The 19,399-nt window shown below is 70.3% G+C and carries 12 protein-coding genes; 6 read left to right on the forward strand and 6 right to left on the reverse strand.

Annotated features, from left to right (window positions below):
• Positions 1 to 393: 393 nt before the first annotated feature.
• Positions 394 to 3,159 (reverse strand): serine/threonine-protein kinase, encoded by a 2,766-nt coding sequence (locus H4F99_RS10850; protein WP_182669770.1) that lies wholly within the window; start codon positions 3,157 to 3,159, stop codon positions 394 to 396.
• Between the two features lie 121 nt (positions 3,160 to 3,280).
• Between H4F99_RS10850 and H4F99_RS10855 the strand changes: the two genes are divergently transcribed.
• Complete coding sequence (locus H4F99_RS10855; protein ID WP_182669771.1) at positions 3,281 to 4,177, forward strand: GGDEF domain-containing protein; 897 nt, start codon at positions 3,281 to 3,283, stop codon at positions 4,175 to 4,177.
• 581 nt (positions 4,178 to 4,758) lie between these two features.
• Here H4F99_RS10855 and H4F99_RS10860 read toward each other — a convergent pair.
• The 3 genes from H4F99_RS10860 to H4F99_RS10870 form a co-directional block, all read right to left on the reverse strand.
• Positions 4,759 to 5,475 carry a phosphatase PAP2 family protein gene (locus H4F99_RS10860; RefSeq protein WP_182669772.1) on the reverse strand — a complete coding sequence of 239 codons (717 nt, stop codon included), beginning with the start codon at positions 5,473 to 5,475 and terminating at the stop codon, positions 4,759 to 4,761.
• Positions 5,468 to 6,742, reverse strand: a complete 1,275-nt coding sequence (ispG, locus tag H4F99_RS10865) for a flavodoxin-dependent (E)-4-hydroxy-3-methylbut-2-enyl-diphosphate synthase (protein ID WP_182669881.1) — start codon at positions 6,740 to 6,742, stop codon at positions 5,468 to 5,470. The genes H4F99_RS10860 and ispG overlap by 8 nt, the downstream gene beginning before the upstream one ends.
• 140 nt (positions 6,743 to 6,882) lie before the next feature.
• Entirely contained in the window at positions 6,883 to 8,112 is a 1,230-nt protein-coding gene (locus H4F99_RS10870; protein ID WP_182669773.1) for a DUF1254 domain-containing protein, read from the reverse strand.
• Positions 8,113 to 8,315: 203 nt separating this feature from the next.
• On the opposite strand from H4F99_RS10870, the gene H4F99_RS10875 reads away from it, so the two are divergent.
• Entirely contained in the window at positions 8,316 to 9,539 is a 1,224-nt protein-coding gene (locus tag H4F99_RS10875) for an ATP-binding protein (protein ID WP_182669774.1), read from the forward strand.
• Positions 9,536 to 10,108, forward strand: coding sequence for a response regulator transcription factor (locus H4F99_RS10880; protein WP_182669775.1), 573 nt, complete (start codon positions 9,536 to 9,538; stop codon positions 10,106 to 10,108). The genes H4F99_RS10875 and H4F99_RS10880 overlap by 4 nt, the downstream gene beginning before the upstream one ends.
• A 7-nt stretch (positions 10,109 to 10,115) precedes the next feature.
• Here H4F99_RS10880 and H4F99_RS10885 read toward each other — a convergent pair whose 3' ends face one another.
• Both H4F99_RS10885 and H4F99_RS10890 read right to left on the reverse strand, forming a co-directional pair.
• Positions 10,116 to 12,284, reverse strand: coding sequence for a TonB-dependent receptor (locus H4F99_RS10885; protein ID WP_182669776.1), 2,169 nt, complete (start codon positions 12,282 to 12,284; stop codon positions 10,116 to 10,118).
• Between the two features lie 823 nt (positions 12,285 to 13,107).
• A complete protein-coding gene (locus H4F99_RS10890; RefSeq protein ID WP_182669777.1) occupies positions 13,108 to 14,424 on the reverse strand; it encodes a sialidase family protein in 1,317 nt (438 codons plus the stop codon).
• Positions 14,425 to 14,556: 132 nt separating this feature from the next.
• On the opposite strand from H4F99_RS10890, the gene xseA reads away from it, so the two are divergent.
• The 3 genes from xseA (at position 14,557) to H4F99_RS10905 (ending at position 19,391) form a co-directional block, all read left to right on the forward strand.
• Positions 14,557 to 15,894, forward strand: a complete 1,338-nt coding sequence (xseA, locus tag H4F99_RS10895) for an exodeoxyribonuclease VII large subunit (protein ID WP_182669778.1) — start codon at positions 14,557 to 14,559, stop codon at positions 15,892 to 15,894.
• A gap of 179 nt (positions 15,895 to 16,073) precedes the next feature.
• Positions 16,074 to 17,498, forward strand: a complete 1,425-nt coding sequence (locus H4F99_RS10900) for an aldehyde dehydrogenase family protein (RefSeq protein ID WP_246371828.1) — start codon at positions 16,074 to 16,076, stop codon at positions 17,496 to 17,498.
• A gap of 144 nt (positions 17,499 to 17,642) precedes the next feature.
• Positions 17,643 to 19,391, forward strand: coding sequence for a vWA domain-containing protein (locus H4F99_RS10905; RefSeq protein WP_182669780.1), 1,749 nt, complete (start codon positions 17,643 to 17,645; stop codon positions 19,389 to 19,391).
• Positions 19,392 to 19,399 lie beyond the last annotated feature (8 nt).

The raw sequence follows: 19,399 nt of genomic DNA on the forward strand, positions 1-19,399 counted from the left end.
TCCGCCTGGACACGCCGTGGATACGTCCTTGTAGGCTCGGGCGCGGCTTGCTCGCCTGCGCAATCCTGCGCAGGCGGCAAGGCCGGGGCGGGCCATCCATGGCCCACCCGTCCGGCGCGATGCGTCGGACCCCTGCCGCGCACGGTCCAGTCGCACCAAGGCCACCCCCTTCCCCAAAAATGCCTGGCGCTTGCGACCAAGGTCAAAAGCAACTCGCGAGCCCGCCGAAGCGACAAAACCGCATGCCGCGACGCCGGCGGTGGACGGGGCGGGGGTTGCGGAGAGTGGGCCACGATGGCCCACGGCCCGATTTAGAGGCAGGACGCCGCCCATGAGGGCGGAGCAACCCCCGCCCCGTCCGGCGACGACTCCGCCCGAAGCAACCCGCGGAACCTACCGCCGCAATGCCGCCAACAGCGACCGTTCCTCGTCGATGCGGGCCAGATCAGCAGTGTCGTCGGCGTCGCGCTGGTCGGCGGGGAGGTCCAGCAGCCACTGCACGTCACTGGCACGAATGGCGTCAGCCTCCGCGTCGCGGCCGAGGCGGTCGAGTGCCTCGGCCAGCGCCCAGCCCATCACCGGGTCCGGCGGCTCGTCGGGCTCTGCCTCGGCCTGCTGCAGCGTTCGGATGTCGGCCAGCGCCGCCGCCGCACGTGCGTCATGCCCCGCCTGCAGCCACGTCAGCGCCTGGATCCGCTCCGCCGCCCGCGTCTGCGGGTGGCCCTCGCCCAGCACCTCGCGCGCCAGCGGCAGCGCCCGTGCGAGCTGCGCCTGCACCTCGGCCGGCGGCCGGCCGGCGCGGTGCATCGTGGTGGCGTGGTTGACCTCGACGAAGGCCGTGTCCGGATGCCGCGGGCCGGGGTCGACGCGGCGCGCGGCCAGCACCTCTTCCTCCAGCACCAGCGCCTCCGCGGTGCGCCCGTCGCGCGCGAGCAGCGCGGCCAGGTTGAGGCGCGTGCGCAGCGTGGCCGGCGCGTCCTCGCCGAACTGACGGGCGCGGGCGTCCAGCACCTCGCGCATCAGCGGTTCCGCCTCGTCGATCCGGTGCGCGTTGAGCAGCATGTTGGCGAGGTTGCCGCGCTCGTTGAGGGTGAAGGGGTGCTCGGCCCCCAGCTTGCGCTCGCCCAGGGCCACGCGTTCGGTCTGCAGCGCGACGGCCTCATCGGCATCGCCGTCCATGTCGCGCATAACCGCCAGCCGGCCCATGACGACCAGGGTGCGGTTGTCCTCGGCGCCGCGCACGTCGCGCAGGCGCGCATACAGGTCCTCGTGGATGCGCCGCGCCTCGGCGATGTCGCCCATGCGCGCCATGCTCAGGGCCAGGTCGGCCTGCACGTTGAGCAGCGCCGGGTCGCCCGGCGCGCGGACGGCGGACGCGTCGTCGTACAGGGCCTGCTGCGCGGCGCGGGCGGCCTCGCGCTCGCCGAGGTTGAACATCGCGATGGCGCGGGTGCGCGCGGCCTCCAGGCGCAGGTCGTTCCACTCGGCGGCGTCGGCGGCGTCGGGGGGCATGGACCCGGCGCGCGCCAGCACGTCCTCGGCGAGCGCGCGACCGTCGGCAAAGGCATTCGCTTCGACGTCGGCCTGTGCCCACGCCTGGCGTGCCTGCAGGGTGTCGAGATGGTCGGCGCCCAGGCGCGCCTCGCGCTCGGTGGCGACGCGCTCGAACACGGTGGCAGCGGCCGCGGACAGGCCCAGCGCCAGTTGCACGTCGCCGACCGACAGCCGCAGGCGTTCGGCCAGCGCGGGCTGGTCGGCAAAGTCGCGGTCGATCGCGGCGAGCGCGTTGGCGAGTAGGTGGCGGTCGATCGCCGCGCGCGCGAGGTCGGCGGTGCTGGCCTTGGCGAGCACCGCGTCGAGCTGCGGCATCCGCTCGGGGGCGTGGTGCCCGATCTGTTCGCGCAGGCCGTCGGACAGGCCCAGGCCCATGCCTTCGATGTCGACGGCTTCAAGCATGGACTGCTGGAAGGCGGCGACCTTCTCCAGTTCCGCGCTGCGCTGTTCGGCGATGCGGCGCTGCTCGGTGGCCTGCTGCAAACCATAGAGCGACAGGCCGAGGCCAGCGAGCACGGCGAGCGCTACGGCGGCGGTGGCGGCCACCGCCAGCCGGTGGCGCCCGAGGAACTTGCGCCAGACATAGCGACGCGTGGCGGGCACGGCCTCGAGCGGGCGACCATCGAGGAAACGCTGCAGGTCGGCGGCCAGCGCGGAGGCCGACGGGTAGCGTTCGGCACGGTCGCGTCGCATGGCCCGGGCGACGACCCAGTCGAGTTCGCCGCGCATGATCCGGCGCAGGTCCCCACGCGGCGTGCCAAGCTGGCGCGCACGCAGGTCGGCGGCCTCCGGCGGCAGGGTGTCGAGGCCCTGCGACAGCGGCGTCGCGTCGCAGGTATGGATGGCGCGGTCGGTGGACAGGTCGGCCGCCGGACGGTGGCCGGCGATCAGCTCGTACAGCATGACGCCGAGCGAATAGACGTCGCTGCGGGTGTCGATTTCGACGCCGCCACCATCGAGCCCGGCCTGCTCGGGGCTCATGTAATCCGGCGTGCCGGCGCGGTCGTGGCCGTCGCTGCGCTGGCCGGCGGTGGCAATGCCGAAGTCGATGATCTTCGGCAGCGGCCGGCCGTCGACCTCGCTGACGAGGATGTTGCCGGGCTTGAGGTCGCGGTGGACGACGCCCTTCTGGTGGGCGTGCTGCACGCCTTCGCATACGCGGACGAACAGCGCCAGGCGCTCGCGCAGCGGCAGCGCGCGCGTTTCGCAATAGCGGGTCAGGGGCTCGCCTTCGATGTACTCCATGACGAAGTACGGGTGGCCGTCGCCGGTGGTGCCGGCGTCGTGGACCTGGGCGATCGCCGGGTGGCGCATCTGTGCGAGCAGCTGGCGTTCGATCTCGAAATGCGCGAGGTGGCGCGCGTCGAGGCGGCGCTGCCGGAGTCGCTTCAAGGCGACGGTGCGGTGCACCGGCTGCAACTGTTGGGCGCGGTAGACCTCGCCCATGCCACCACGCCCGAGCAGGGCTTCGATGCGGTAGTGGCCGATCATGGCGCCCGGCGGCAGCACGCCGTCGGCGCTGGCGGCGGACGGGCCGGCGCGGCCCGGCAGCCCTTCGGTCGGCGCGAGGTCGTCGCGCGGGTCTTCGTCGTGGTCGTGGCCCATCGTGTTCCCCCTGCCCTGTCCCCGTCGGTTCGCGCTCCGTGCAGGCCGATCCTACCGGATGCGCCGGGGCGGGGCCTTGCGGCCTTGGGCTACACTCGGGCGCGTTGCGACGCTGATCCCCATGAGCGACCAGAACACCGACCCCACCACCCTGCAACCGACCCAGCCGAGCCCCGGTCCCCGCCGGGGCGCGCCGCGTTCGGCCTGCGTGGTGGTGATCCACGGCGAGGGCCTGGGCAAGCGCGCGGACATCGACGGCACGCCGCTGCTGATCGGCCGCGCGCAGGAGGCCGACCTGTGCCTGCCGGGCAAGTCGGTGTCGCGCCGGCACTGTGAGATCCGTCAGTCGGGCGAGGACTACCTGCTGCGCGACCTGGGCGCGACCAACACGACGCGCCTCAACGAGCAGCCGGTCGACGAGGCGGTGCTGGCGGACGGCGACCACGTGACGGTAGGCGAAACGATCCTGAAGTTCATCAGCGACTCCAGCGTGGAGGCCCATTACCACGAGGAGGTCTACCAGCTGGCGACGCACGATGCGCTGACGGAGCTGTGCAACCGGCGGCACTTCATCGAGCTGGCGGACAAGGAGATCGCGCGGGCACAACGGCACGCGCGGCCGCTGGCGCTGTGCATCGTCGACGTGGATCTGTTCAAGCCGGTCAACGACCAGTACGGGCATATCGCGGGCGACGGGGTGCTGCGGCGGATCGCGATGGTGATGCGCGAGCTGGTGCGCGGCGAGGACCTGGCGGCGCGGATCGGCGGCGAGGAGTTCGCGGTGCTGTTGCCGGAGGCGGACCTGGACGCGGCGGCGCATTTCGCGGAGCGGCTGCGGGCGGCGGTGGCGGCGGAGCCGTTCGTGCTGGGCGGTGAAGCGCGGCGGCTGACGGTCAGCATCGGGATCGCGGGGCTGTCGACGGCGCACGGGAGTCGCAGTCGCTTGATGCAGGCGGCGGACGCGGCGCTGTACCGGGCGAAGGAATCGGGTCGCGACCGGGTGTGCGTGCAGGGGTGAATTCGGTACGGGCGAAGAGCCCTGGGCCTGCAGATACGCAGGTGTGAAGGGGGTGGGTAGGCCCTCCTTGGACACGCCGTAAATACATCCTTGTAGGCTCGAGCGCGGCATCCTTGCCGCGCACGGTCCAAGGACGCCCTACCCACCCCCTTCTCCGAAGCAGTGCGGCCGTTCGCGACATAAGGCTAAGGGCGGACATCGGATGTCCGCGACACGTCCAGAAGCCGGCAGCAACAAGAAACCGCGAAACCTGACGCCGCGACGCCGGCGGTGGACGGGGCGGGGGTTGCGGAGAGTGGGCCACGATGGCCCACGGCCCGATTTAGAGGCAGGACGCCGACCATGAGGGCGGAGCAACCCCCGCCCCGGCCGGCGACGGCCCCGCCCGAAGCGGCACGATCTTTCCCCGGCTGCGGTCGTTGGCCTGACACGGGCCACCCACTGTCGAGACGCCGGCGGGCTTGCCGTGGCGGGACCGTGCGCGGCATGGATGCCGCGCCCGAGCCTACATGGACGTATTTACGGCGTGTCCCGGCATGGCAGGCCCGCCGGCTTCCCACGCGAACCGTGCCGACCAAGGACTACGACGCCAATCGGGTACGTCCCCACGGCAATCGCCCCCGGAACACCACCAGATAGACCGATACCGTCCACAGGCTCGCGGCGGCCCAGCCGGCCAGGATGTCGGACGGGTAATGCACCCCAAGGTACAGCCGCGACATCCCGACCAGGAAGACGAACGGCCCGGCAACGCCCACCACCCACCATCGGGCGCGCGTCGGCCACGCCAGCAGCACCAGCACCCAGGCCAGCGTCATCGAACCCATCGCATGGCCGCTGGGGAAACTGTAGTTGTGCTCGGGTGCGATCGACTCCCACAGTGCAGGCCGCGCACGTGCGAACAACAGCTTCGTGCCCATGTTGAGCAGCCCCGAGCCCGCCAGCGCCACGCCCGCGAAGATCGCCTCCCGGTACCGGCGCGCGGTGGCCAGCCCCACCGTCAGCAGGATGTCGAACGGGACCACGAACCAGGTGTAGCCCAGCTGCGTCACCGTCACGAAGAAGCGGTCCAGGGTCGGGTGGGAGCGATCGTACAGCCAATGCAGGATCGCATCGTCGAAGGGAATCGCTTCGTTCTCGTGGATCTCGTCGGCCAGTTCCGCAAAGCCCCACATCGGCAACAGCAGCCCGACGAACAGCAGCACCACCATCCAGGCGCGTCGGCGGACGAACGCCGCGATCGCGGCGATCGCGTCGTCGAACCTGCCGCGATCCTCGTCCGGGGTGCCCTCAGGCATCAAGCGACGCACCACCGAACTTGCGCTCGACGTAGCGGTCGATCAGCTCGACGAACTCGCGGGCGATGCCTTCGCCGCGCAGGGTGACGGTCTTCTCGCCGTCCTCGAACACCGGGGCGGACGGCGCTTCGCCGGTGCCCGGCAGCGAGATGCCGATGTTGGCGTGGCGCGATTCGCCCGGGCCGTTGACCACGCAGCCCATCACCGCGAGGGTCAGGTTCTCGGCGCCCGGGTGCGTCACCTTCCACTCCGGCATCTTCGCGCGCACGTGGTTCTGCACCTGCTGCGCGAGTTCCTGGAAAAAGGTGCTGGTGGTGCGGCCGCAGCCCGGGCAGGCGGTGACCATCGGCGTGAACGCGCGCAGGCCCATGGTCTGCAACAGTTCCTGCGCGACGATCACCTCGTTGCTGCGCGCCTGGCCCGGCTCGGGCGTGAGCGAGATGCGGATGGTGTCGCCGATGCCCTCCTGCATCAGCACCGCGAGCGCGGCACTGGAGGCGACGATGCCCTTGCTGCCGATGCCGGCTTCCGTCAGGCCCAGGTGCAGCGCATGGCGGCCGCGGCGCGCGAGTTCGCGATACACGGCGATCAGCTCCTGCACGCCGCTGACCTTGGCGCTGAGGATGATGCGGTCGGTGGGCAGGCCGATCTCCTCGGCACGTGCGGCCGAATCCAGCGCTGAGCGGATCAAAGCCTCGCGCAGGACTTCCGCGGCTTCGCGCGGCTGCGCCAGCAGGTGGTTCTCGTCCATGAGCTTCGCCGCCAGCGCCTGGTCGAGCGAGCCCCAGTTGGCGCCGATCCGGACCGGCTTGCCGTGCTGGATCGCGAGTTCGATCAGGGTCGCGAACTGGCTGTCCTTCTTCTTGCCGAAGCCGACGTTGCCGGGGTTGATGCGGTACTTGGCCAGCGCTTCGGCGCAGGCCGGCTCGGCGGTGAGCAGCTGGTGCCCGTTGTAGTGGAAGTCGCCGATGATCGGCACTTCGATCCCCATCATCGCCAGCTTGTCGACGATGCGCGGCACGGCGGCGGCGGCCTCGACGGTGTTGACGGTGACGCGGACCATCTCGGAGCCGGCGCGCCACAGCTCGGCGACCTGCTTGACCGTCGAGGCGACGTCGGCGGTGTCGGTGTTGGTCATCGACTGCACCACCACCGGCGCACCGCCGCCCACCCGGACCTTGCCGATCTGGACACCCGTGGTGTCGCGGCGCGGCGCGGGGCCGAAAGCAGGCGTGGCGCAGGGCAGCGGAACGGGGTCGGCGGGCATGGCGGGAACGGCAGCAGGCATGGGCCCTATTCTAGGTTCTTCGCCCGCATGCGGCGAGGTGGGCATGAAAAAGCCCCCGCCGGCCGAAGTCGACGGGGGCACGATGACCGGCGCGCCGGGGCGCGGCATCGGACCGGTCGTTACTCCTTGACGACCTCGATCGCGGTGCCGTCCGCCTCGAACGCTTCGATGTACGCCAGCATCGACGGGAAGTCCGTGGGCCGGTAGAAACGGATGGTCACGTTCCAGGCCCCCTTTTTCGTGTCGATGTTGTTGGCCATGCCCGGGCAGTTGAAACGGAAGGTCACGCTGCCGTCCGGGTTGGCCTCGGCATTGCGGCTGCTGAGCGCGTAGTTCTCGGTGGCGATGAAGGCATCAGGCCCGTACGCGGTCGCCGAGAAGAAGCCGCCCTTGTCGAAGTCCAGCGGCGGTTCCTTCAGGGTCAACTGGGAACAGGCACCCTCCAGCGCTTCCGGACCCGGCACGAACTTGGGCCAGTAGACCGCATGCTCCCTGGGCAGGCCGGCCCAGCCACCGGCGGCCGCGATGATGAACTGCTCGGGATCGACCACGTCCTTGGTGCCGAAGGCCTCCCAGGAGTTGACCTTGGCGGCCTGGGTCAGCAACTCGGAGCGGACCGCGTCGAGGCTGGCACGGTCGAAGCCCTTGGTCGGATACGGAACCGCCGACTTGGCGTCGATGATGTAGGCATCCTGGTGGCGATGGGCATCCGCCCAGCCTTCCTCGCTGTTCGGCCGGACTTCGGTGCGGATGTTGAGCCAGACGTAGTTGCCGAAGCTGAGGTCGTCCGGGGTCAGGGTGATGGACTCACCCGGGTAGAGGTGGGCGAAGGAATACTGGTTCTCATCCATGATCTGGATGATCGAGTAGTTGGCCCATTCCGGGTTGGTGATGGTGGCGCCTTCGGACACGTCGACCACGGCATGGCTGTAGAGCGCGTCCTGGTTCTCGCGGATCACCACCTGGTTGTCGACGGTGGAGTACTCGCGGGAATGGCGGATCCTGTTGATCGGGATCTTCTCGCTGTGCTCGGCGAAGTACTTGTCGGTCTCGGCGACGACGAAGTTCTCCTCGGTCACGATGATCTTGCCGTCGGGCGTGCGACCGGCCGACGTGACCCACTGTTCGGTGTCCGCCTGGCCCATCTCCACCAGTGGCGCGGGCTTCGGGAAGTTGCCGGACTTCTCTTCCGGGGTCTGGGCCGGGCCCGATGCGGCTTGTTCGGCCGGTGCGGCGTCGGTCGTTTCAGCGGGGGCCACCGCGGGGCCCGCGTCGGTGTCGGTATCCGTCTTTGAACAGGCGGCGAGGACGAGACTCGCGCACAGTGCCGCCAACAAGGTCTTTTTCATGCAGGTTCTCCAATCCGGGGAGGGCAAGCGCCCGCGGCCGGCGACCCGATGCATCGGGACCTGGCTTCGTGAACGGGGCCGGGCCATGAAACGCGACGGAAGGTAAAACGGATGTGAACCCCGGCGCGCGCCCGCACATCGCGATCCCTACGTGCGACCGATTGACGCATGGGCGGCGTATGCCGGTGGCTTAGCATGTGCGCATGCCCGCGCCCGTCCCGTCCTTGCTGCGCTCCCTATGCACCCTGCGCTGGTGCGCCGTCGCCGGCCAGGCCGCCACCGTCGCCCTGGCCACCGGCCCGCTGCAGATGCCCCTGCCGGCCGCGCCCCTGTGGGGCGGGATCGCTGCGCTGGCGCTGTTCAACCTCGCGGCAAGCGTGCATGCCCGACGGCACCCGGATGGGGTCGCGCCGGCGGCGGTCTTCCTGCACCTGCTGGTCGACATCGTGGTGCTGGCCTGGCTGATCGCCTGGAGTGGCGGCATCGCCAATCCGTTCAGTTCCATGTTCCTGATCCCGATCGCGCTGGCCGCCCCCGCGCTGCCGCCGCGGTGGGTCTGGGCCACCGCCGCGGCCAGCCTGGGCGGCTTCGTCCTGGCCACCCTGCTCGCGCGGCCGCTGGCGCATGCCCATGGCGACGCCTTCAACCTGCACCTGTGGGGCATGGCGGTGAACTTCGTGGTGTCGGCCGCGGTGGTGCTGTTCTTCTCGCTGCGACTGGTCGGTGCGCTGCGGCGGCGCGAGCGCGAGCTTGCGGAGCTGCGCGAGAAGTTCGCGCGCAATGAAGGCATCGTCGCGCTCGCCACGCACGCGGCGGCGGTCGCGCACGAGCTCAACACGCCACTGGCCACGATGACCCTGCTCGCCGACGAGATCGCCGAGGCGGCGCGCCCAACCCTGCCGGCCGTGGTGGAGGACGCCACGACCCTGCGGCAGCTGCTCGACCAGTGCCGTGACCGCGTACGCGCACTCGCCTCGCAGGCCGACCCGCAGCGGGTGTCTCCCGAATCGCTGGCCCAGGTGATCGAGCGCTGGCAGCTGGTGCGCCCGGAAGTGGCCTTGTCCATCAATGACCGCCTGCCGGTGGGTTTCGCGGTCGAGCCTGCAGTCGGTCACCTGCTGCAGGCCCTGCTCAACAACGCGGCCGACGCCAGCGAGGCGGTCGACGACCCGCGGGTGGAACTGGACCTGTCCGAGCGCGACGGCTGGCTGGTCGGCGAAGTGCGCGACCATGGCCGTGGCTTCGAGGCCGGCCTGCCCTTCGCCCCGGATGCGCTGTTCCGCAGCAGCAAGCCCGACGGACTGGGGGTGGGCCTGGCGCTCTCGCATGCGACGGTGGAGCGGCTTGGCGGACGGCTGACCTCGCGGCAGGCCGCGCCCGGCCTGCGGGTCCGCTTCGAGCTGCCGCTGGCCAGGGAGGTGCGATGAGCGACACGATCCGTGCGCACGGCCTGATCGTCGATGACGACGTCCTCTACGCGCGCACCCTGCAGCGCGCCCTCGCGCGGCACGGCGTGGAGACACGGCTCGCGCATGATGCGGCGACGGCGCTGGTGCTGGCGCGCGAGGCGACGCCGGACTTCGCGCTCGTCGACCTGAAGCTGGGCGAGGACTCTGGGCTGGTCCTGATCGCGCCGCTGCGCGAGGTCGACGCCCACATGCGGATCCTGCTGGTGACCGGCTATGCCAGCGTCGCCACCGCGGTGGAGTCCATCAAGCGCGGGGCCGACGATTACCTGCCCAAGCCCGCGACGGTGCCGGCGATCCTGCGTGCGCTGGGACTGGAGACGGATACCGCCGACGCCGGGAATGAACCGGCGACGCCGGAGCGGATGATCCCGCTGCAGCGCCTGGAATGGGAGCACATACAGCAGGCGCTGCAGGAGACCGACGGCAACGTCTCCGCCGCCGCGCGCCTGCTCGGCATGCACCGGCGTTCGCTGCAGCGCAAGCTGGGCAAGCGCCCGGGTCCGGAGCGCAAACCGGACCCGGACTGAGGCCGGATCAGAAACGTGTGTGCACCGCCACTTCCAGCGCGCGCGGCTCGCCCAGGTACACCATGCTCGCGTTGTTGGCGTAGGCGATCCAGGTCTTGTCGGTGAGGTTGCGGGCGCGCAGGGTCAGCGTGGTGTTCTCGCCCCAGGCCCACTTGAGGTTCGCGCCATAGAGCGTGTAGCCGGCGCCGCGGATCGTGTTGGCGTTGTCGGCATAGCGCGAAGATACCGAACGCAAGTCAACGCCCGCCGACCAGCCCGGTGCGAACACATAGTCCAGCCACAGGTTGGCGACCTGCTCCGGGGTGTTGCGCGGGGTGTTGCCAGCGCGCGACACCGGCACGCCGCCGACCGTCTCGTAAAAGTCATCGAGGCTGGCGTCGACCCAGCCGAGGTTGCCCTCGACAGTCAGGCCTTCGAACGGGCGCATGCCGAAGGTCGCTTCGGCACCGGTGCTGGACTGCTGGCCCACCGGCAAGGTCTGGCCGGCGTTGTTGGGATCAGGCGTGGACAGGTTCTCGCGGACCAGGTCGTACACCGCGAGGCTGCCCCAGTAGCGCCCATCGGCACTCTGCAGCTTGGTGCCCAGCTCGAACTGGCGGCCGGTGGTCAGGTCGAAGTCGCGCACGGCGCCGAAGCTGGCGGTGCTGAGCACGCCGGACGGCGGGTCGGCCGCGGTAGCCACCTGCAGGTAGGCGTTGAAACCCGGGGCGAAGCGGTAGTCCAGCGCCAGGCGGCCGGTCAAGGCGCTGTAGTCGTGTGCAAAGCGGGCCGGGTTGCTGGCGCTCGGTGCCTGGTGGTTCTCCAGGTCGAGCTGGATCCACTCCTGCCGCAGGGCCGACATCAGCGACCAGCGCTCGTTGAAACGGGTCAGGTTCTCGACGAACAGGGCCTGGCCGTGGACGCGGTTGGTCCGCTGCGGGACGAAGGTCTGCGATGCACCGGGATAGTCGAACCAGCTGCCGGGCGTGACCGAATCGACCGGAACGACATCGAGGTCGCCGGACAGGGATTGCGGGAAACGGGTCTGCCGGTTGTAGTTGACGTCGAGGCCGGCGACCCACTGGGTCGGGTAGCTGCCGAGGGTGCCGTCCCAGGCCAGGTCGAGGCGATCGCCAAAGACCTGCTGGTCGTGCCGCTGCAGCAGCCCGCAGGAGCGGATCACGCCCGTCAGGTCGGCGGTGAAGCGGTAGCACTCGACGTTGCGGTAATCGCGCAGGGCGTCGTAGGTGTACGCGGTGTTACGCAGGCTGAGCGCGTCGGACAGCCGCCAGTCGAGCAGCGAGCGCGCCCACAGCACGTCCTGCTTGTAGTAACCGTCGCCGATGTTGTAGTTGCGGTCCCCGGTGCCGGGCAGCACCTTCAGTCGCAGGTCGTCGGTCAGCAGCGCGGGCGTGCCCCAGTAGATGCGGGCGCTGTCTTCCTGCTGGTACTCGACGGCCAGTGTGTGGACGGCGCGGTCGCCGATGCGCGCGGCCCATGACAGGGCCGAGGTCAGCGACTCGCGGTCGTTGCCTTCGATCCAGCCGTTGGTGTTCGACCAGCTGACGTCCCCTCGCAGCGCGTGGCGTCCGCTGGCGAAGGTCTGGTTGACGCCGGCGGCAAGCAGCACGCTGTCGTTCGACCCGTAGGACAGCTTGCCTTCGACCCGGTCGGTGTCGAGGTCGGCGACGCGGGTGACGTAGTTGATCGAGCCGCCCACTGCGCCGGCACCGTAGAGGAAGCTGGACGGGCCGCCGATGGCTTCGACGCGCTCGTAGATCCAGGCATCGACCGGGCGCGCGGCAATGGTGGCGTACTTCACGTCGATCCCGTTGAACAGCTGCGAGATCTGCGAGCCGGAGAAGCCGCGGTAGCTGACATTGTTGCCATTGCCGGGCGGGGCGACGGCATCCAGCCCGGGCACCGCGCGCAGGGCTTCTGCGGTGGTGCGTACGTCGCGTGCGTCGAGCAGGTCGCGGGTCACGACGGTGACCGACGCCGGGATGTCCTGCAGGCTGAGGTCGAGGGCGGTGCCGCCACTGGCGCGAACGTCGTTGCGGCCGGACGTGCCGGTCACTTCAATCGTGTCGAGAGTGGTGGCCTGCATACCGCCTGCATCGTCGGCCTGGGCCGGCATGGACAGGATCAGCAGGAGCGCGGCGGCCAGCGGGGCGCGGTGGAGGTTGACGTGGGGCATGGGGCTTCCGGGTGGGAAAAGCCCGCGCAGCCTAAGGATTCAGGCGCCGTTTGCCGATGCGACGCAGTGTCGCACCCTGACTGTGCGCTCGTTCCGGAAGAGCTCCAAATGCAACTTTCTTGCGGAGGGCCCATCGGAAGAAGCCGGTAGCCCAAGGCTTTGCGTGACACGCCGTAAACCCGTCCTTGGGGGCTCGGGCGCGGCATCCATGCCGCGCACGGTCACGCAAAGCCTTGGGCCACCGACTTCCCGACAGCGAGCGGGCGCTTTGTTAAGCATCCGAAGCCCCAACCTGCGCGGTCGCAGAAAGCGCCGTTCGACGGGGTGGGGGTTGCGGAGAGCAGCCCATGGGTGAACCAAGGCCGTTTGCGCGGCACTGCCGCGCGGCCTAAGGATTCAGGCGCCGTTTGCCGATGCGACGCAGTGTCGCACCCTGGCTGTGCGCTCTTTTCCGGAAGGAACCTCAACCAATGGAGAGCGGCTTCGGATGGAGTCGCCGCCCGCCGGGATGGGGGTTGCTCCGCCCTCCTGACGACGTCCTGTCGTGAAGTCGGGTCGCAGACCATCCTTGGTCTGCTCTCCGCAACCCCCATCCCGTCGACCGGCGCCATCGGCGAGAGTGGAGGTCTGGGTTTCGGTCACTCCTGATGGCTACTGCAGAACTTCGAGAAGCCGGTGGCCTAGGGGATCGCGTGACCGTGCGCGGCATGGATGCCGCGCCCGAGCCCCATGGATGGGTTCACGGCGTGTCACGCGGGCCCCTAGGCCACCGGCTTCCACCGATCGCTCCACGCCATTGAAACAGATGGCCTTGCAATCAACGTCAGTGGATACGCAGGCCGCCCAGGACGCTGCGGCCGTCGACCACGTCGGTCCACACCAGTCGCGCCTCGTCGCCTTGCACCGCGAGGCGCGGCATTCCGCTGGCGCGCCCGCGCACGGACAGCGTGGCGACCTGCGAGCGCAGGGGCTCGGCGGCCAGATCGTCGGCGTCGTACACCGCCAGCTGTAACGACTGTGTGTCCCCCTCCTCCAGCCAGGCCACCAGCAGGCGGTCGCCGGCCAGGGCCATCGCGGCGCGGCCCAGCACGGCGGGGCCACGGGCCACGGTCAGGGGCGCGGCGAAGCCATCGCCGGCATCGTCCGAGCGCGCGAGACGCACCTCGGGCTCGCCGTCGGCCATGGTGAACCAGGCCACCCAGACGGCATTGCCGCGCGCTTCGATCACGGGGCCGTTGACCGGGCAGCCGGGCATCACCCAGCCGTCGGTATGCACGTCGTGGGGTGCGGTCCAGGCGCCGTTCTCGAAACGGACGATGCGGGTGTCGCGCACCTCTTCGGCCGTACGTCCGCGATAGACCACGACCGGACCGCGGTCGGTCACGGCGGCGTCGGTGGTGCAGCAGTCGCAGGTGGACACGTCGAGCGGCCATTCGGCGGTCTGCGTCGCACCGGCGTCGTAGGTCGCGGCCCACAGCATCATCGCCGCGCCACCGCCGTGGTGGCCGTCGTCATGCCCGGTCACGCCGGCGGCGGCCTTCTGCCGGCTGTCCAGCCAGGCGATGCCGAGGGTGTCGTCGGCCTGCGGCCACAAGCTGACGAAGCCGTGGTCGCCCAACGAGTCGGCCAGGTGCACGAGTTGCGGCGCGGACCAGGTCGCGCCGCCATCGTCCGAGCGCACCAGGTCGATGCCGTAGTCCATGCGCGAAGGCCCTGTGCTACGCAGCCAGTGCGCCCACAGCGAGCCGTCCGGCAACGCATACAGATGGGGGGTGTCGGCCCAGTTGACGAACCAGTTGTCGCCCTCGGCGACGGTACGCGGCGCGCTCCAGTCGGCACCGGCGTCGGCCCGGCTGAAACGCAGGCGATGCGCAGGGGTTTCGTCGTCGCCGACGGCCTCGATCCAGCTGAGCAGCCAGACGCCATCGGGCGCCGCGACCAGGTCGGGCTGGGCGGCCGGGGTGCCGGACGGCAGGACCAGGGGCTCGATGCGATCAAAGCGCGACGCGTCCTCGACAGCGCCGGGCGTGCCATCCCCATCGACCACCGCCTCGGACGGCGCCGTCGGCCCGCTGCAGGCCATTGCGAGCGCAGCCGCACCCACCAGGCTGATCCAGGCGAGGGGTTTCAGGACGGGCATCCGGGTCTTCTCCACGAGCGGTCCGTATTGGAGCACGCACGGCCGCGCTGCCCCTGCGACATCTTGACGCACCCGTGCCACGGATGGGCATGGGTCGACGGTGCCGCGGCCCGGGTGTAGGGTGCCCCTCCCATGCCGACGCCCGACACCCTTACCCCCAGCCAGCTGAACGCGCTGGCCCGCGACCTGCTCGAAGGCAGCTTCCCGGCCATCTGGGTCGAGGGCGAACTGGGCCAGGTGGCGCGGCCGTCCTCCGGCCACCTCTACCTGACGCTGAAGGACGCGCGGGCGCAGGTGCGCTGCGCGATGTTCCGCCCCAAGGCGGGCTGGCTGAACTTCCAGCCCCGCGAGGGGATGCACGTGCGCGTGCGTGGACGCCTGACCCTGTATGAAGCGCGTGGCGAGTACCAGATGGTGCTCGACCACATGGAGGAAGCCGGCGAAGGCGCGCTGCGTCGGGCCTTCGAAGAGATGAAGGCGCGGTTGCAGGCCGAGGGCCTCTTCGACGACGCGCGCAAGCGCCCCCTGCCCCGCTTCCCTCGGCGGATCGGCGTGATCACCTCGCCCACCGGCGCGGCGGTGCGCGACGTGCTCAGCGTGCTTGGGCGGCGCTTCCCGCTGGTCGAAGTCGACGTGCTGCCGGTGCCGGTGCAAGGCGACGGCGCCGCGGCGCGGATCACCGCCATCCTGCGCGCTGCTGCCAGCGCCGGCCGTCACGACGTGCTGCTGCTGACGCGCGGCGGCGGTTCGCTCGAAGACCTCTGGGCCTTCAATGACGAAGCGCTCGCGCGCGCGGTCTCCGACTGCCCGGTGCCGGTGGTGTCGGCGGTCGGCCACGAGGTCGACTTCAGCCTGACCGACTTCGCCGCCGACCTGCGCGCGCCGACGCCCTCGGCGGCCGCGGAACTGCTGGTCCCCTCACGCGATGACCAGGCCCAGCGACTGGCCGCACTCTCGCGCAGCCTCGACCGTCAAATGGCCCTGCGCCTGCGGGATGCGGCGCAGCGCTCGGACCGCGCTGCCCTCCGCCTGAACGCCCAGCGCCCCCAGGCGCGGCTGGACGGCCTGCGCAGCCGCCAGGCCGAAGCCCTGCGCCGCTTGCAGGCGGCGTGGCGGCAACGCATGGAGCGCGAGCGCGCCACCCTGCGCCACGCGGATGCCGTCTTGCGGGCCAGTCACCCTGCACGCCGGATCGAGCGCCTGCGCGAACGCGTGGCCGCACTCGGCCCTCGTCCGCAGGCCGCCCTCGCCCGACGCCTCTCGCACGAGGCCCTCCGCCTGCGCGGCCTCGCCCGTTCGCTCGAAGCGGTCAGTCCACTGGCGACCGTCGCCCGCGGCTACAGCATCCTCCGCCACCCGGATGGTCGCGTGGTGCGGGGAGTGGGTGATGCGCAGGTCGGTGATCGGCTGGTGGCGCGGGTGTCCGATGGCGCGCTGAGCCTTAACGTCACCGGCTCCAAGCCTGACTGACCCGAACCGCGCGAGTTCCACGCGACGGGAACACGCATTGCGATAGTGTCGGGTCGATTGCGGTAGGCATTAGGTGGTGGGCCCTGGGTGCCCTGCCAATGCGTACCCACCCAGCGGCCGCTCCGACGCAAAGACGCAACGACGCACCCCGCACTGACGACAGAGAACGGAGAGGAACGTTGAAGAAGCGCTATCCCTACTACCTCGCCAACCGCCCCGTCGAAGGCAAAACCGAACTGGACGTCCTCGACAAGTACACCGGCAAGCGCGCCACCCGCGTCGGATTCGCCAACGGCGCAGCCGTGCGCAAGGCCATTGTCGCCGCGCACCAGGCCCGCGACGCCATGGCGACGTTCCCCCCGGACAAGCGACGCGACGTCCTGGAACACTGCGTCAAACGCTTCACCGAGCGCAGCGAAGAACTGGCGAAAGCCCTCTGCATCGAAGCCGGCAAGCCCATCCGCGACGCGCGCGGCGAAGTCACCCGCCTGATCGACACCTTCCGCATCGCGGCGGGCGAAGCGACGCGTATCGGCGGCGAAGTGCTCGAACTCGGCATCTCCGAACGCACGCGCGGCTACCGCGGCATGACCAAACGCGTGCCGATCGGCGTGTGCAGCTTCATCACCCCCTTCAATTTTCCGCTCAACCTCGTCGCGCACAAGGTCGCCCCGGCCATCGCCGCCGGCTGCCCCTTCATCCTCAAGCCCGCCGCGAACACGCCCGTCGGCGCGCTGATCATCGCCGAGGTGCTGGCCGAGACCGACCTGCCCAAGGGGGCGTTCTCGGTCCTGCCCTGTTCCAACGACGACGCCGCCGCGCTGGTGGAGGACGAACGCATCGCGCTGCTGAGCTTCACCGGCGGCCTGGTCGGCTGGGACCTCAAGGCCCGTGCCGGCAAGAAGAAGGTCACCCTGGAACTGGGGGGCAATGCCGCCTGTATCGTCGACGCCGACCCGGGGGCCGCGCTCGACCACGTGGTGCAGCGGCTGGCCTTCGGCGCCTATTACCAGAGCGGGCAGAGCTGCATCAGCGTGCAACGCATCTACGCGCACGTCGATGTCTACGATGCGCTGCGACGCAAGCTGAAAGCCGCCGTGCGCAAGCTCGCCATGGGAGATCCGCGCAAGGAGGATACGTTCGTCGGCCCGGTCATCGACGAGAAAGCCGCGACGCGCATCGAGGACTGGATCGCCGAGGCCCGCAAAGGTGGGGCGAAACGACTGGCCGGCGGCGATCGCGAGGGCAACATGGTGCCCGCCACGCTGCTGGAGCAGGTCCCCCGGGATTGCGAGCTGTATCGGAAGGAAGTGTTCGGGCCGGTGGCCTTCATCTCACCGTTCGACGACTTCGAAGCCGCACTCGACGCCGTCAACGACAGCGACTTCGGCCTGCAGGCAGGCATCTTCACCGGCCGCCTGGACCACGCATTGAGGGCCTGGGACCGGCTGGACGTCGGCGGCGTGGTGGTTGGCGACGTGCCCAGCTTCCGCGTCGACAACATGCCCTACGGCGGCGTGAAGGATTCGGGCCTGGGCCGGGAGGGCATCCGCTACGCGATCGAGGACATGACCGAGCCGCGCCTGCTGGTCATTCGCGGCTGAAGCCTGCCCCGGCGGACTGCGCCGGGGCGTGGCAGGATGGGGCCGACCGTCGGCGACGGTTGGCACCCACGAGCGCCAACCCCACTCCCCCTCGCCGTGCGTTCTGATGTCCACCACAACGGAACCACCGCAAGGGAGACTCGCATGCACCGCACCGTCCGCACGGCGCCACGCGCCGCCGCCCCCCGCGCCGCCCTGGGCGCGGCCATCGCCATCGCCTGCCTCGCAGCGGCCTGCAGTTCGCACAAGGAGGCGCCCCCGGCCGGGATCGCCGAGGAGGCCGCCCGCACCCGGGCCCAGGCGCGTGCCGAGGCGGATGCATCGGCGCAAACACGCGAGCTCCACAGTCTGCAGGTCACCGCGTCCCGGGCGCCCACGTCGATGCCGGCCCCACCCCCGCCGGTCGTCTTCGATGAGCCCAGCCCCGTCCATGGGTTGGGCATGCCCCCGGTGGCCAACACCGAGAACTACGACGAGATCGAGGACAATCCGGTCCATCGCACCGTGGAAGCACCGGTCTCCACGTTCTCGATCGACGTCGACACTGGCAGCTACACGAACGTCCGCGCGATGCTCGACGACGGCATCCGCCCGCCCGCCGACGCCGTCCGCGCCGAGGAATTCCTCAACTACTTCGACTACGGCCATCCGGCACCCAGCGACCGTGCCCAACCCTTCCGCGTCACCACCGAGCTGGCCCCGGCGCCGTGGAACGGTAAGCGCCAGCTGCTGATGATCGGTATCAAGGGCTACGAGGTGCCGAAGGCCGAACTGCCGCCGGCGAACCTGGTGTTCCTGATCGACAGTTCCGGCTCGATGGGCATGCCGGACAAGCTCCCGCTGCTCAAGCGCGCGTTCTCCCTGCTGGTACGCGAACTGCGCCCGCAGGATCGGGTGTCGATCGTGGTCTATGCGGGTTCGGCCGGCCTGGTGCTCCCGCCCACGCCGGGCGACCGCCAGGGCGAGATCCTCGCGGCGCTGGAGCGGCTGGAGGCCGGCGGCAGCACCAATGGCGGCGAAGGCATCCAGCTCGCCTATGCGATGGCGCGGCAGGGCTACGTGGAAGGGGGCGTGAACCGGGTGATCCTGGCGACCGACGGTGACTTCAATGTCGGCACGGTGGATCAGGGCGCGCTGGAAACCCTGGTCGCCGACCAGCGCGCGTCGGGCATCGCGCTGAGCACGCTCGGATTCGGGCGCGGCAACTACAACGACGCGATGGCGGAGCAGCTGGCGAACGTCGGCAACGGCAACCATGCCTACATCGACAACGTCCATGAAGCCCGCAAGGTGCTGGTCGAGGAGATGGGTTCGACACTCATGACCATCGCCAGCGACGTCAAGATCCAGGTCGAGTTCAATCCGGCGCGGGTCGCCGAGTACAGGCTGATCGGTTACGAGAACCGCATCCTGGCCCGCGAGGACTTCGACAACGACCGGGTGGACGCCGGGGAGATCGGCGCGGGGCACGAGGTCACGGCCCTCTACGAGATCACGCCGCCGGGCTCGGGCGTGGAGCGCCTGCCGCCCCTGCGCTACGGCGAACCCGCGCGACCCGGCACCCTGCAGGGCGAAGTCGCCCACCTGCGCCTGCGCTACAAGGTACCGGGACGCAGCGACAGCACCTTGCTGGAAACCCCGGTCAACGCCGCCAGCGCACGTGCCGAAGCGAGCGACTCCCTGCGCTTCGCCGCGTCGGTCGCGGGCTTCGCCGACCTGCTCCGCGGTGGAAGCCGCTTCGACGGCTGGGACTGGCAGGCGGTGCTGGCCACCGCGCGCGGCGCGCGCGGCGAGGACCCGCGGGGCGAGCGTGCCGCGTTCGTCGGATTGGTGGAGACCGCGGGCACGCTCGTGCCCCCTGCCTCCGGCGGTCACGCCGCCATCAGCGAATAGGATCGCCG

It is taken from the genome of Marilutibacter penaei (assembly GCF_014145395.1).
GTDB lineage: Bacteria > Pseudomonadota > Gammaproteobacteria > Xanthomonadales > Xanthomonadaceae > Marilutibacter > Marilutibacter penaei.